Origin of the sequence: Pontibacter silvestris (assembly GCF_020907275.1) — a bacterium.
Classification (GTDB): domain Bacteria; phylum Bacteroidota; class Bacteroidia; order Cytophagales; family Hymenobacteraceae; genus Pontibacter; species Pontibacter silvestris.
In genome coordinates this window covers 194,297-209,170 of sequence record NZ_JAJJWI010000002.1, presented here as the reverse complement: position 1 = coordinate 209,170, position 14,874 = coordinate 194,297, and the positions used below count along the sequence as shown (strand labels likewise).

Annotated in this window: 12 protein-coding genes; 2 read left to right on the top strand and 10 right to left on the bottom strand. The window is 41.6% G+C overall.

From position 1 onward, the window contains the following. Window positions 1-39: 39 nt before the first annotated feature. The 3 genes from trpD to LN995_RS02585 all read right to left on the bottom strand — a co-directional run bounded on the left by trpD (window position 40) and on the right by LN995_RS02585 (window position 3,128). Entirely contained in the window at window positions 40-1,047 is a 1,008-nt protein-coding gene (trpD, locus tag LN995_RS02595) for an anthranilate phosphoribosyltransferase (RefSeq protein ID WP_229958101.1), read from the bottom strand. Window positions 1,048-1,150: 103 nt separating this feature from the next. After that, window positions 1,151-1,714: an anthranilate synthase component II gene (locus LN995_RS02590; protein WP_229958099.1), complete on the bottom strand. Its 564-nt coding sequence runs from the start codon at window positions 1,712-1,714 to the stop codon at window positions 1,151-1,153. Between the two features lies 1 nt (window position 1,715). Then, window positions 1,716-3,128, bottom strand: coding sequence for an anthranilate synthase component I family protein (locus LN995_RS02585; RefSeq protein WP_229958097.1), 1,413 nt, complete (start codon window positions 3,126-3,128; stop codon window positions 1,716-1,718). Window positions 3,129-3,749: 621 nt separating this feature from the next. On the opposite strand from LN995_RS02585, the gene LN995_RS02580 reads away from it, so the two are divergent. Beyond that, the gene (locus LN995_RS02580; RefSeq protein ID WP_229958095.1) at window positions 3,750-4,154 is read left to right on the top strand and encodes a hypothetical protein; all 405 of its coding nucleotides are present in this window, start codon (window positions 3,750-3,752) and stop codon (window positions 4,152-4,154) included. 68 nt (window positions 4,155-4,222) lie between these two features. Here LN995_RS02580 and hisB read toward each other — a convergent pair whose 3' ends face one another. The 4 genes from hisB to hisG all read right to left on the bottom strand — a co-directional run bounded on the left by hisB (window position 4,223) and on the right by hisG (window position 8,576). Next, window positions 4,223-5,320 carry a bifunctional histidinol-phosphatase/imidazoleglycerol-phosphate dehydratase HisB gene (hisB, locus tag LN995_RS02575; protein WP_229958094.1) on the bottom strand — a complete coding sequence of 366 codons (1,098 nt, stop codon included), beginning with the start codon at window positions 5,318-5,320 and terminating at the stop codon, window positions 4,223-4,225. A gap of 61 nt (window positions 5,321-5,381) precedes the next feature. Then, a complete protein-coding gene (hisC, locus tag LN995_RS02570) occupies window positions 5,382-6,440 on the bottom strand; it encodes a histidinol-phosphate transaminase (protein WP_229958092.1) in 1,059 nt (352 codons plus the stop codon). Then, on the bottom strand, window positions 6,433-7,722 hold the full coding sequence (hisD, locus tag LN995_RS02565; RefSeq protein WP_229958090.1) for a histidinol dehydrogenase: 1,290 nt from the start codon (window positions 7,720-7,722) through the stop codon (window positions 6,433-6,435). The genes hisC and hisD overlap by 8 nt, the downstream gene beginning before the upstream one ends. A 2-nt stretch (window positions 7,723-7,724) precedes the next feature. Continuing rightward, complete coding sequence (gene hisG, locus LN995_RS02560) at window positions 7,725-8,576, bottom strand: ATP phosphoribosyltransferase (protein WP_229958087.1); 852 nt, start codon at window positions 8,574-8,576, stop codon at window positions 7,725-7,727. 481 nt (window positions 8,577-9,057) lie between these two features. On the opposite strand from hisG, the gene LN995_RS02555 reads away from it, so the two are divergent. Beyond that, the gene (locus tag LN995_RS02555) at window positions 9,058-9,924 is read left to right on the top strand and encodes a DUF2911 domain-containing protein (protein ID WP_229958085.1); all 867 of its coding nucleotides are present in this window, start codon (window positions 9,058-9,060) and stop codon (window positions 9,922-9,924) included. A gap of 61 nt (window positions 9,925-9,985) precedes the next feature. Here the strand turns inward: LN995_RS02555 and LN995_RS02550 are convergent, their stop codons facing one another. The 3 genes from LN995_RS02550 to LN995_RS02540 all read right to left on the bottom strand — a co-directional run bounded on the left by LN995_RS02550 (window position 9,986) and on the right by LN995_RS02540 (window position 14,874). Beyond that, window positions 9,986-12,421 carry a TonB-dependent receptor gene (locus LN995_RS02550; protein WP_229958083.1) on the bottom strand — a complete coding sequence of 812 codons (2,436 nt, stop codon included), beginning with the start codon at window positions 12,419-12,421 and terminating at the stop codon, window positions 9,986-9,988. 18 nt (window positions 12,422-12,439) lie between these two features. Next, window positions 12,440-13,099 carry a ribulose-phosphate 3-epimerase gene (gene rpe, locus LN995_RS02545; RefSeq protein ID WP_229958081.1) on the bottom strand — a complete coding sequence of 220 codons (660 nt, stop codon included), beginning with the start codon at window positions 13,097-13,099 and terminating at the stop codon, window positions 12,440-12,442. A gap of 104 nt (window positions 13,100-13,203) precedes the next feature. Continuing rightward, window positions 13,204-14,874, bottom strand: coding sequence for a S8 family serine peptidase (locus tag LN995_RS02540; protein ID WP_229958079.1), 1,671 nt, complete (start codon window positions 14,872-14,874; stop codon window positions 13,204-13,206).

Below are 14,874 nucleotides of genomic sequence, written 5' to 3'. Positions count from 1 at the left end.
TCTGAATGTAAAATTTTATAACGAAGAAGTCATAAACGCTTATGCTTCTACAAGTTTATTATCTTGTACTAACCTGTTAAATAACTTATAAGCTTCACCAGATTCAAGTGTTTCTTTAGCCAATTGTACAGCATCAGGAATATTCACTTCTGGTCTGGCACAATTAATCGCCATACCCGCATTAGCAGCTACGACAGCATTTTGTGCTCCAGAGCCTTGGCCTTGTATCACTTTTACAAAAATATCGGCTGAATCAGCTACACTATTTCCTCCTTTAATTTGTTCATACTGCAGGTGTGGTAAGCCTAAATCCTCTGCATTAAGTAACGATTCGCTTTTATCTGAAATAAGTTTAAAGGGGCTGGTCAGAGAAACTTCATCATAGCCATCTAAGGAGTGAATAATACTATAATGAGTATCTGTCTGCTGATAAAGGTAACCATACATTCGGGCAAGCTCAAGACTGTACACGCCTACCATTTGTTTTTTAGGAAATGCAGGATTTACCATTGGCCCCAGCATGTTAAAGAAGGTTTTCACACCTAAATCTTTACGTATGCCTCCAACACTTTTCATAGCAGGATGAAACAGCGGGGCATGTAGAAAACAAATGTTATATTTCTCTATGCTGTGCTCCAGTTTATCAGTGTCAGTGGTAAACTTTACTCCTAATGCCTCCAGCACATTAGATGATCCACAGGAAGAGGATACGCCGTAGTTACCATGCTTGGCTACAGAAATGCCATTGGCGGCTACCACAAAAGATGATAAAGTTGAAATATTAAAGGTGTCCTTACCATCACCGCCTGTACCACACAGGTCAATGGGGTTATAAGCATCAAGGTCCACCCGACGGCACAGGTCTAGCAGCGCATCACGGAAACCTTCCAGCTCTTCCACTGTTATACTGCGCATCATGAACACTGTCAAAAAACTGGAAATCTGGTTCTGGTTATATTTACCGTTGGTAACATTTACCAGCACCTCATAAGCCTGCTCTTTCGTCAGTGTTTTATGCTCGAATAAATGATTGAGTATCTCTTTCATTAGTTTTAGGATATCAGTAGTTAGACATTAGAGACAGGATTTAATATGCGCATGAAAGACTACTCACCTTTCATACCTTAAATCTAGCTTCTAAAGAACGCCTCTATTTTTCTAACCAGTTTTGGATGATTATCTTCCCATTTTCTGTCAGGACAGACTCCGGATGAAACTGCACGCCCCGTACATCATGCTCCCGGTGACGCAACGCCATAATATGACCAGTATCGTCCACAGCTGTTGGTACTAGGCAGTACGGCATATCAGCTTCCACTAACCAGGAGTGGTAACGGCCTGTGCCGAATTGCTGCGGAAGGTTTTTAAATAATGGTTCTTGGTCACAAACTACTTTAACAGGAGTAGCAACGCCATGCCATACTTCATTGCTGTTAAACAATTTACCACCATATACCTCTCCTATAGCTTGATGCCCTAAACATACACCAAAGAGGCTTTTGCTTGGGCCAAAAGTGCGGATAATTTCCTTCAATAAGCCAGCCTCATCCGGAATGCCAGGACCTGGAGAAAGCATGATTTTTTGATAGCCGCCTACTTCATCCAGCGTAGTCTTATCGTTGCGGCGTACTGTAACTTTCGCCCCCAGCTCCTGCATCAGGTGTACCAGGTTATAGGTGAAAGAGTCGTAATTATCGATTACCAGAACTTCCATATTAATTTATTTCTTGGGCTAGTTGTAACGCTTTTCTTAGGGCCATAAGTTTATTATCTACCTCCTGAAGTTCACTTTCCGGTTTAGATGCTGCCACAATACCGGCTCCGGCCTGGTAGTAAAGCTTATAGTCTTTACTAAGGAAAGAGCGAATCATGATAGCACTGTTGAAGTTTCCGTTGAAGTCGAGGAAGCCAATACAACCACCATAAAAAGCCCTGTTGGTAGTCTCATAACGATCAATGAGTTGCATTGCCATATGTTTAGGAGCACCAGACAGTGTGCCAGCAGGAAACGTACTGGCCACCATTTGTAAAGAATTGTCTTGGCTATGCAGTTTACCTGATACTTTAGAAACCAGGTGAATGACGTGAGAGTAATATTGAATTTCGCGGAAAGTCTCTACTTTCACTTCAGAACCATTACGGCTTAAATCATTGCGGGCAAGGTCTACCAGCATTACATGCTCGGCATTCTCTTTAGGGTCAGCCAGCAGCTTCTCGGCTAGCGCTGCATCAGCGGCATCGTCTCCTGTTCTTCTGAAAGTACCCGCTATGGGGAAAATACTGGCTTTCTGATCTTTTATAACTAACTGAGCTTCTGGCGAAGATCCGAATATCTTAAAGCTGCCATAATCAAAATAGAATAAGTAAGGCGACGGGTTAATTGACCGAAGGGCACGGTACAGGTTAAAATCATCTCCCTTGAAAGCCTGTGAAAATCTTCTTGATAAAACCAATTGGAATACATCACCTCGAAAGCAATGCTGCATTGCCTTCTCAATGTTTTTAAGAAATCCTTCGCTGCTGATATTGTACTCTTCCTCACCGGTTGTTTTAAACGTATAACTTGGAATATTCCGGCTGTTCAGCAATGCTTCCATCTGAGCTATGCCACCTTCATCTTCCTGGCTGTAGCTATGGGAGAATATATAGGCTTCGTTAGTAAAGTGGTTAATAGCGATAATGTAGCGGTAAACAGCATAGTACAAATCAGGAATCTGCAGGCGATCAGGCCGCATATCCAGATCCAGGTCTTCATAGTAACGAACGGCATCGTAACTCATGTAGCCAAACAAGCCATTATGTATTAAGCTGAAAGCCTGTTGTTCTTCTACCTCAAAGCTTTGTGAAAAAGCAGCTAGCTTGCTTGGCACATCTGTTTCTTTAGTTATTGGTGTGGTATGGACTGTGCCATCAGGGAAAGTTTCTGTCAGCTCCTCATTTTCCGCTTTGATGCTAGCCATAGGTCCACAACAGATGTAAGAGAAGCTGTTTTCTGCACCATGATAGTCAGAGCTTTCCAGCAGGATACTGTTTGGGTAGTGGTCACGCAACTTCAGGTATGCACTTACAGGAGTAAGTATATCGGCCAGTAGGCGCTTGTACTTGGTACGTATTGTATACTTTTTCATCTTAGGGTGGAAGAGAGTTAAAACAAAAGCCCGCTGTTCATGTGAACAGCGGGCTTTTAAATATTTTCTATTTAAATTGCTACATTCTTTCTCAGGTTATATAGCAGTGCTGTCCACGATATTTCTCATAACGTGCCACCACCATGCCATATGAAGATTCTGATTCATCTTATCTATTGTATTGAAAGCTTTCTATTATTCGCCTTTCTATTGCAAATGTAAAGGCTTAAATGAAAACTCCAAAATTATTTCCATCTTTTATTAATAAGCCGTACTTCGTTCTTAAAATGAAAATTTGGCTTCGGTAGTTTCTGCACCTAATAACTCACATGCATTTAAATAGAAAGGAACAGATGATGCCGAAAATATTAGCGCTTCAGAAATACCAGAACCTCTTTCTCCAATTGTCGTTGTATTCCACGAAAATGTACCATTAGATGGCTTTTTTTAAGTAATTTAAAGTACCTGAAAAACGTTTTTAGAGGGGGATTTAGACATTGATCTTTCTAAAAGATAGGAACAAAACGCAACAAGTGGCAGAATAAACAAGTTATTCTTGTTTATTACCTACAACGCTTTGTAGTTTTGCAAGCGTCGCATTGAGCACAGATTATGAAGTTGATGAGAAACGAAATATTATTTAGAGATTCATACATACTTATAGAGCTTAATCATGCAGAGGGTTGGATTTATGTTAACTGGAGAGGTTACGTAAATTATGATACTGTAACCTCCGGTTGCGAAAAGGTTCTGGAATGCATGCAAGCCTCACAATGTTATAAAATCTTAAATGATAATTCTAATGTAGAGGGGCCTTGGTCAGCGGCATCTAAATTTGTAGGCTCCGATTGGATACCCAGAATGCGTTCCGCTGGTATGGAATGTTTTGCTTGGGTTTACTCTCCCAGTACTTTTAGCCGCCTCTCTATGGATAAAGCATTAAAAAATACGCCTGAAATTCATATTGAATATATAAGGACCTTCGGTGATGTGGAACATGCAATGGATTGGTTACGCACCTGTTAAAGTTCTTATCCGCTATAAAAGAAAAAGGAGCTGCAAAAACAGCTCCTTTTTCTTTTATTATTCTTCGCTTATAAAGTACCTTTTGTGCTCGGAATACTGGTATCATTAGGGTCCTTATGAACAGCTACCTGAATAGAACGGGCAAAAGCCTTGAACACGGCTTCTATTTTATGATGTTCATTCAGCCCTTCTACCTTAATGTTCAGGTTAGCCTTTGCTGTATCGCTAAACGATTTAAAAAAGTGGAAGAACATTTCGGTTGGCATGTCTCCTACTTTTTCACGTTTAAACTCCGCATCCCAAACTAGCCACGGCCTTCCACTAAAGTCTATCGCAGCCTGTGCCAATGCTTCATCCATAGGCAACAAGAAAAAGCCATAGCGGGTTATGCCTCTTTTATCTCCTAAAGCCTGTAGGAAAGCTTCTCCTAAAGCCAGACCAGTATCTTCAATAGTATGGTGTTCATCAATGTGCAAATCTCCCTTCACCTTTACTGTCAGGTCTAGCTTCCCATGCTTTGCTACCTGCTCCAGCATATGGTCAAAAAAGCCGAGGCCCGTATGTATATCCATTTTGCCGGTACCATCCAGATTCAACTCTACCAGAACATCTGTCTCATTCGTTTTGCGACGAACTGTGGCGCTGCGTTGTGACAACTTGAGAAAAGAGTAGATACTATCCCAGTTATTTGTACATAGGGCCACATCCTTATTGGGTGCATCGGCAATAAGAATAGCTTTCGCTCCTAAATTAGTGGCGAGCTGTACATCTGACAGGCGATCACCAATTACATAAGAGTTAGCCAAATCATATTCGCCAGCAAGGTAATTCTTCATCATGCCGACAGCTGGTTTACGTGTGTCCAACTTTTCATGCTCAAAGCTACGATCTATGAGAATATCAGCAAACTCAATTCCTTCACTTTTAAGGATGGCGAGCATCTTATTCTGGTAAGGCCAGAAAGTGTCTTCCGGATAAGAATCAGTTCCAAGTCCATCCTGGTTGGTTACCATCACAAACTCATAATCCAGCTCAGAATAAATCCTGAAAAGATTCCTGATTACTTTAGGAACAAACTCAAACTTCTCAAATGAATCAACCTGGAAATCTGTTTTCGGCTCCACTAATATGGTGCCATCACGGTCAATGAATAATGCTTTTTTCATTTCTAAGTGGATCTAAGGCACAAGCTAGCACATAATTCTGAAGGCTTGTGTCTCTAATGTCTTAATCTTGTATAGGGAAATTTGTCATTGCCTGAATTAGCTGCTGGTTCTCTTCCAGGGTACCAACAGAGATACGCAAACAGTTCTGACAGCCAGGAACGCTGGAGCGGTTCCTAACAACAATGCCTTTCTCTAATAAATAGTTATACATCTCCTGTGCATCTTTTACTTTAACTAATATAAAATTGGCATCAGACGGATAAACTTCTATTACAGCATAAAGTGTAGGCAAAGCTTTAGTCAATAACTCTCTTTCCTGAAGAATCTCCTCTATCATAAACTTAAGCTCTTCTGATTTTTCCAAAGCTGCCAAGGCAAGTTCCTGCGTCGACTCATTGATATTATAAGGAGGCTTAATTTTATCCAGCAGGGAAATAATTTCTACAGAAGCAAAGGCCAAACCTAAGCGTAAGCCAGCCATTCCCCAAGCTTTAGAAAAAGTCTGCAACACAACAAGATTTGGAAACTCCTTAAGACGGTTAGTCCAACTTGGGCTCTCGGCAAAGTCGATGTAAGCTTCATCTATTACGACCACACCCTCAAAACCACGTAGTACAGCTTCTATGCTTTTGGCATTGATACTGTTGCCTGTAGGATTGTTGGGAGAGCAGATGAAAATGATCTTTGTTTCTGGTTTTATATTTTGCAGTACCTTCTCAACTGGAATCTGGAAGTCGTCAGCTGTTAACTGCACCTCATCGATACGCACCTCATTCAGGTTAGCTGACACCTCATACATACCGTATGTAGGCGGAAAGCTCAGCAACGCATCCTGGCCCGGGCGGCAAAAGAGCCTTAACAACAAATCAATTGCTTCATCGCTGCCATTACCCAGGAAAATCTGATTTGGCAGTACACTTTTGATTTCAGCAATGCGCTCTTTCAGTTTACGCTGGTGCGGGTCTGGATAACGGTTATAGTTTTTACCTGCTAAACTTCCCAGGTTATTTTCATTCGCATCTATAAAAACAGTGGCAGTTCCTTTAAATTCATCACGCGCAGAAGAATAAGGCTTCATCTTGAGCACATTCGGGCGAACTATACTTTCTAAATTAAACATTTTGCACCTCTTTTAATCTGATAGAAACAGCATTTTTGTGAGCGTCAAGCCCTTCTGCAGCAGCCATTATCTCAATGGTTTTTCCTATGTTTTGCAAGCCGGCCGGTGTTATGTGCTGAAAAGTGATCTTCTTAACAAAGCTGTCCAGAGAAACGCCACTGTAGGCACGGGCAAAGCCATTTGTAGGCAATGTATGGTTAGTTCCAGAAGCATAATCTCCCGCAGACTCAGGGCTGTAATTGCCTAAGAAAACAGAACCAGCATTTGTTATTCCATCCAGCAGGCTTTCAAAATCAGCTACAGAAAGAATCAGGTGCTCTGGCGCATACAGGTTTGAGAACTGAAGCATCTCCTCAACATCTTTTAGCAGCAATCCTACACTGTTATCTAAAGCTTTTGCTGCAAACTCTTTACGTGGCAGTACCTCAAGCTGTGCTTGCAGCTCCTGAGTTACTGCCTCAAGTAATTTTGCTGAATTTGTCAGCAACACCACTTGAGAATCTGCCCCATGTTCTGCCTGAGACAACAGGTCTGCTGCTACAAAAGCCGGATGAGCCGTATCGTCAGCCATCACTAATACCTCAGACGGTCCTGCAGGTAAATCAATTGCTACGCCTGCTTTACTAACCATTTGCTTAGCTACAGTCACATATTGGTTACCCGGACCAAATATTTTGGAAACAGCTGGAACGCTTTCTGTACCATAAGCCAAGGCAGCCACTGCCTGTGCGCCTCCTGCTTTAACAATTTTAGTAATACCTAATAAGGAGGCTGTATAAAGAATAGCAGGATGAACAGACCCTTCTTTATTGGGAGGCGTGCAAAGCACTATTTCACGACATCCGGCAATACGCGCAGGAACACCAAGCATAAGTAAGGTAGAGAACAAAGGTGCTGTACCACCAGGAATATACAAACCTACTTTATCAATAGCTACACTCTTGCGCCAGCAGGTAACCCCAGTCATTGTTTCTACCTGCTTTATCGGCTCAGCCTGTTGCTCATGAAGTTTTTTTATATTACTGTATGCTTGGCGGATAGCCTCCTTAAGTTCATCTGGAAGTTTAGTATCAGATGAATTAATCTCATCTTCAGAAGCAAGCAGATCAGTTAAGTTTACCTTATCAAATTTTTCAGCCAGTTCCAGAAGCGCAGTATCCCCTTTTTGCTGTACTAGTTTAAAAGTACTTTGAATACCGGCTTCCAGGTCCTCATAGTTTTTGGTCGGACGCTTTACTAACTCTGCCCATGTTTCCTGGGCAGGATATTCAATTCTTTGCATGACTAGGAAATCATTTTTTCAATTGGTATAACCAGGATTCCTTGAGCGCCTGCATCTCTTAGTCTTTCAATAATCTCCCAGAAATCATCTTCATTTACAACTGAGTGCACAGAACTCCAGCCTTTTTCGGCCAAGGGCAATACCGTAGGAGATTTCATACCTGGTAGCAACGACACAATTTCGTCTACTTTGTCATTTGGAGCATTCAACAGGATATACTTAGTACGCTGTGCACGCTGTACAGCATGAATTCTGAAAAGTAATTTATCAAGTATGGCTCGTTTCTCTTCAGATAAGCCTTTGTGAGCTATAAGCACGGCCTGCGATTTAAAAACCCGCTCTACCTCTCTAAGACCATTGCTGATCAAGGTGCTGCCTGAACTGACAATATCGCAGATGGCATCGGCCAGGCCAATGCTGGGAGCTATTTCTACAGAGCCGCTAATAGTATGTATATTAGCCTTAACACCTCGCTCATCCAGGTAAGACTGTAACAGGTTAGGATAAGAAGTTGCTATATTTTTACCTTCCAGGTCATCTACAGAATTGTACTCTGCACTTTTAGGTACTGCTAAGGACAGGCGGCATTTTGAAAAGCCTAAAGGCTCAATGGCCAGTTCCTGCTTTCCTTCTTCAACCAAAACGTTTTCTCCTACTATACCAATGTCAGCTACGCCATCTGCTACATAACCCGGAATATCATCATCACGGAGGTACAGGATCTCGAGCGGAAAATTAGTTGATTCTGTTTTTAGTTTTAGAGAGCTCGTAATAAAGGATATACCACATTCTCGGATCAGTTTAAGTGAATCTTCACTAAGTCTGCCGGACTTCTGGATTGCTAATCGAAGCATGTTATAATTTCAGTATGATCAAATATATATGTAAATATACAGACTCTAATTTTATGCAGAGTCTTAAAAAGGGATTAAATCCCTCGGGGGACGATATGATGCAGTTATTCCTCTTACGAGGAATGATGGAAATGATGAGTGAATACATGCGCAGCTGATGCAACAGAAGTTGTCAGAGTATAGAGGGATATATATTGATTTCCTGCGTTCATGTATATTGATGCAAATAAAAAACCTTTTTACGAATATACGAAACAAAAAAAGTTTTTTCGCATTAGCCGATCACTAAACAATAGCCATTGCTAGCACCTGTTGTAGTTTACCTGATGGTATAGCTTATTCAGAGATTAGCTTTAATAGAGTTTTGAATATAATTTTACAAAAAAACATATTTGTAACTGTTATAGTATGGCATAGTTTTTTCAATAAGAGCTGTAAAACTCTGCCTCCTGGTTATTTAATAGTGTTATACTTCAAGTTGATGAAAAAGTTATTGCCTTGCTTCATTGTTCTGCTATTCTTAGTGGTTGTTTTGCCTGCTCATGCTCAGGTACAGCTTCCTCAGGCAAGTCCGGAATCATTACTGAAACAGACAATAGGGTTAACAGAGATTACCATACGTTATCATGCGCCTGGTGTAAAAGGACGTACAATTTTTGGTTCACTGGTTCCTTATGGTCAGATATGGCGTGCTGGTGCCAATGAGGCCACTTTAATTACCTTTTCTGATGATTTGTTCTTAAACCACGAGCGTGTACCTGCCGGTACTTATTCTTTTTTTCTTCTTCCGGAAGATGAAAAGAACTGGAACATTGTGTTAAACAAAGACACTACCCTATGGGGTTTGGAGGGCTATGATGAACTGAATGATGTAGCTTACCTTCAGGTATCGCCACAGCCTAATGAGTTTCAGGAAACTATGCAGTTCTCTTTCTCTGACATTGGCACTAACACGGGTTATCTGAACCTGACGTGGGAAAACACGAAAGTTTCGCTGCACATTGAAACAGAAGTAGAAAAGAAAGCTTATCAGAATATAAAGCAAGCCTTATCTAAGGCTGCACCGGACGACTGGTATATATGGGCACAATGTGCAGAATATATGCTTCCACGTAAACAGTACCACGAAGAGGCACTGCAATGGATAAATAAGTCCATCGAAATAAAAGATAACTTTTTTAATAACTGGATTAAGGCCAAGCTTTATGCATTGAATGATGAATACGAGGTTGCTGCCAGTTTAACAGCAAAAGCTATAAAGTTAGGCAATACAGACCCGGAAGCTTATAAAAGCTATTCTAAAGAAATAGAGACAGCTTACAATAACTGGAAAAAAATACGTTACTAATTGCTTTTCTGCTAAAACATCATAGCAGTATGTCAAGCCACCAGCACGAGTAAGTTTACCGCTAGAACTTCGCTATAAAACGCAGGTTTAAGCGCCGGCCAGATAAGAAGTTTGGAACAGCATAAGTCAACCCATTTACGTCCTGCAGATAAGTGTAGGAGATGCGGTTATTAGCATTAATCAGGTTAAGCACCTCAAGGCCAATCCACAGGCTTTGCAGCGATACATTCTTACGATTTACAAGATCACTCTCCAGCACAATCAGCTTTGAAAAACCTATGTCAACGCGTTTGTAGGCACTGCCATTAAAAGCGTTTCTGTACTCTGGTTGCCTTGGCGGGCCAAAAGGAAGCCCACTGCTGTACACCAGGTTCAGGTTCATTCGGATAGTCGGGTTGTCAGGCAAATGGTCCTGAAAAAAAACTCCGATATTCAAGAGTTGATCTGTAGGTCTTCTGATATATCCTATTTCTTTACGCTCTGCAGGACTTCCATCAGAATTAAAAATAGTTAAAGAGTCTCCTTCCAGGTTCTCCTTTGTTGTTAAAATCCCAAGACTGAGCCATGACTCTGCTCCTTCTATAAACTCACCATTCACACGCACATCAAAACCGGCAGCATAGGCTTTGGCATTATTCCGGGCATAATACCGTAGCCGAACATTATCTATATCGTACGGTATCACATTAGTCATGTATTTATAATAGGCCTCTGTTGTAAGCTTAAATTCTCTTCCCCAGGCTTGAAACAAATAGTCACTTCCGATAATAGTGTGCAAAGACCGCTGAGCTTTCAGATCAGGGTTAAGCTCACCTGCATAGTTGCGTAGCTCCCTGTAAAATGGCGGCTGGTAATATAAACCAACTGCAGCTTTAAATGAAAGATCAGGATTGTGTTTTGTAATAAAGGAATACTGCACACGCGGAGTAATGGTTAGCTCTCTGTTATAGCTCCAGTAACTGGCCCGCACACCATAGGTAAGGGTTTTCAGAGAATTAATGTCATAAGTGTGTTGCACATAGCCATTATAGCGTACACTGTTCAGGTTAAGGTCAGAAGCTAAATAATAAGCTGGAGTAACATAGTCCGCAGAATCTGTAAACCCGTACTCAGCCAAATGATCTTCTAAGCTTTCAACGCCTGCTTTAGCACCAAATAATAGCTGACTCCTGGAACTTAGTTGCCAGCTGTTCCGGCTCTCCATAGAAGCTATTCTTGCTAATAACGTGTTTCGTGAATGATCAAACTGACTTCCGACACCTCGGGTACGTTCCGATTCTCCCAGGTTATTGGCATCTGTACTTACATCACTTAAACGGTATCCTGCCTCAATGTCTCTAAACTCTCTTTCCCTGGAGTGGACACCAGAAAATATAAGTTCTGACAGAAAGCTTTCATTGAAATGATGAGCCAGGTTAAGCCCTAGCTGATATGTATTATACTGCATTTGCTCCCGACCATCGAAACCAACATATAGCCTGAGCGGCGTCTGTAAAGTTCCAAATGTAGTAACCCTAGATTCCGGCACCACCAGATAGTCGTTCTGAGCATAGCTGGCTAACACCCCCAATGTCGTCTTATTTCGGTTTATAGTATCTTTAGAGAGATCAATGTGTAGATAAGCCTGAGCATCAGAAAAAGTCGGTCTATACTCTCCATTCACTTGCAGGCTATTTAATATATACTGGCTGTTTTTATGGCGCAGCCCTACCAGGTAAGACACTTTTTTGTTCTTTGAAGCAGACTCCAAATGTAAAGACCCGCCAGTTAAACTACCAGTAACAGAGGCTGCAAAAGCTTCAGGCTCTTTGTATTTGATAGCTAACACAGAAGATAACTTGTCACCGTACTTAGGCTGCCACCCCCCCGAAGAAAACTCAATATTGTCTACCAAATCAGGATTTACAAAACTTAATCCCTCCTGTTGCCCGGCTGAAATAAGAAAAGGGCGGTAAATTTCTATGCCATTTACATAAACCAGGTTTTCATCGAAATTGCCTCCTCTGACTGAGTAGGTACTGGAAAGCTCGTTGTTACTTGTTACCCCCGGAAGCGTAACCAGAATCTTATTAAAATCACCGAAGGCAGAGGGTAATTGCTTTATATCCCGCGGGTCAAGCTTAGTGATACTGACCTGTTCACGCGTATCGTTCTCATCTTTAGACCGTACATTAACAGTGCTTAACTGGCGAGGGTCAGGCTGAAGAATAAAATTAAGATTGATTCTTTGACCAGCTTGTAGTGTAAGTGTTCGCTCCTGCTCTTTATAACCCAGATAACGTACCAGCAGCACCAGTTCTTCATTTGCTGGAACCTTTAAAGAAAACTCACCATTGTTATTGGTTTGCGTACCTCTCGACTTACCCTTGATACCTACCGTAGCCATTTCTAAGGGTTTATGGTCCTCATCCAGCACATTACCCACTATAGTCGCTATCTGTGCTGAAACACCTATAGGCAAGAGCAACAGCAACCACACCGACAGATATTTCAGCATCAGTAATAAACAGCGTAATTAGTTAAAAGTAACAGATTTCAGATCAGCTATAGCCTGAATTGGATCCGAAGCATTAAATACAAAGCTTCCGGCCACCAGCACATCTGCCCCTTTTTGTAACAGTAATGACGCATTTTGTTGGTTTACTCCACCATCAATCTCAATAATAGCCTGAGAGTTTCGTCGAAGGATCAGGTTTTTAGTAGCTTCAATCTTACGGTAGGTGTTCTCGATGAATTTTTGTCCGCCGAATCCTGGGTTTACTGACATCAGCAACACCATATCTACATCAGCAATTATATCTTCCAACAGTTGGACAGAAGTATGCGGATTAAGCGCTACACCTGCCTTAGCACCCGTGGCTTTTATTTGTTGTACGGTACGGTGCAGGTGGTTGCAAGCTTCTAAATGTACTGTAACAGAATCGGCCCCAGCCTCTCTAAACTGTTCAATATACAATTCCGGTTTTACAATCATCAGGTGCACATCCATTGGCTTTTCAGCATGTTTTTTTATAGCCTGCATCACCGGGAACCCGAAAGAAATATTAGGGACAAACTGGCCATCCATTATGTCGATGTGCAACCAGTCAGCCTGACTTTTATTCAGCATCTCTACCTCTGATTGCAGATTGGCAAAATCAGAAGCTAGTACAGAAGGAGCAATTATTGGTTTCATTCCAACAAAGGTAAGTTATTTAGCTATTAATAGGAATTTGAAGAGATAATTATCAAGAAACCAGAATCAAGCAAAAGACAAAATAGCGAAAGCTAGCAACCAGATTATAGTTTAATAAACCTTAAGGTGCTACTACGGCTACCAGATCTAACACGGCACAAGTACAAACCCTGCTTTAAAATTGCAGGCTGTAGCCCGAGTACATACCTGCTTATATTTGGAGGGAAAGTTTGCTTGAAGATAAGTTTACCCGTAGTATCAAAAATAGTTACCACTACCTGTTTCTGTACCCAATACTGGTTTAGTGTTAGCACAATTTCCTTCTGATGCACCGGATTAGTGATAAGTATATGATCATTTTCAGAAGCTGCAAATAAACCAGCAGGAGCCTGCATTCGGGTGTAGCTGGGCACTCCGTACCCAATGGCATTATCCGGTGAAGTAGCATTTGAGCCACTTTGCTTCAATAGTTCTATAATCTCTGTGTTTGTTTTCTGAGGATAGGCCTGCCATATTCCGGTTGCAAAACCAGCTATAACCGGTCCTGAAAAAGAAGTACCATTACTTCTTATAACAATTCCTAAAGCATTTAAAACAGCAACTCTGGTTCCTAAGGCGACAACATCAGGTTTAATGCGCCCGTCTGCTGTTGGCCCAAAGGAGCTAAAAGAGGCACGAATACCAAGTGAGTCTACTGCACCAACTGTAAGAACAGAATCAGCATCAGCAGGAGCCGACACGTAACGCCAGGACTTATTTCCATCGTTGCCAGCACTTACCACCACTAACATTCCGACAGCTGCCGCAAAATCAGCGGCTTTTGTTACAAGAGCCTCATATCCGTTAAGCTGGTCATATGTATAGCTAACAGAGGGAGAATCAAAAGTAGTATAACCCAGTGAGGAGTTTAAAACGTCTGCACCAGCACTATCCGCAAATTCTGCAGCCAGAAGCCAGTTTATTTCTTCCATCTGTTGTTCAGAGGTAACGTCCTCCGTTTTGAATAACAGATAATTAGCTTTGTAAGCAGTGCCTATTAATTCACCGGGTGCATAAGCTGCCATGGTAGACAAGACACTGGTACCATGAGAATTGCCGGTAAAAACATCCTGCTGTTTTAACACAAAATCAAATGTACCCTTTAACTGGTTATTACCAAACAAATGAGAAAAAGCTGTGATTGTATTTACGGCAGGAAAACCAGTGTCTAAAACAGCAATAGTCATGCCCTCACCACGATATCCTGCAGTCTGCAAGTCCAGAGCACCCAACATGTTTAACTGGTGAAAAGCCTGGCTATAATCACTACTATCAAGCTCTGCAGCTGCTGCAGAAGCAAACTCCTGTTCGGTCTTAAGTCTTAAAGAGCTTTCCCTGGCTTGTTGAGGATATAAAACACTATTTAAGGTTCGTGAAGAGCGGACATAAGGCAACGCCTCTACCTGATGCAACTGTTCATCAATACACTGTATAACTGCAGCATTAAACCAACGTGAAGTATACCAAACCTCCACGCCCAGTTGCTTTATAGCAGCTACATAAGCAGGATCAACAGGAAGATCACGGGCAGTAACAGCAATATTTTGCCTGCTGCGCCTTTCTATGGCTTTGGAAGATAAAAATTGCTCCGGCTCAGTTATAGAATAAGGAGTGTTAACTTTATCTGTAAAGTAAATAAGGCGCTTCTGCCCTTCTACGTCCTCACTTGTTTGCCCCTGCCCGAATGTGGCAGGTAACGGTAACAAAAAAAAGATATAGAGGAGCAGAAGTCGCAT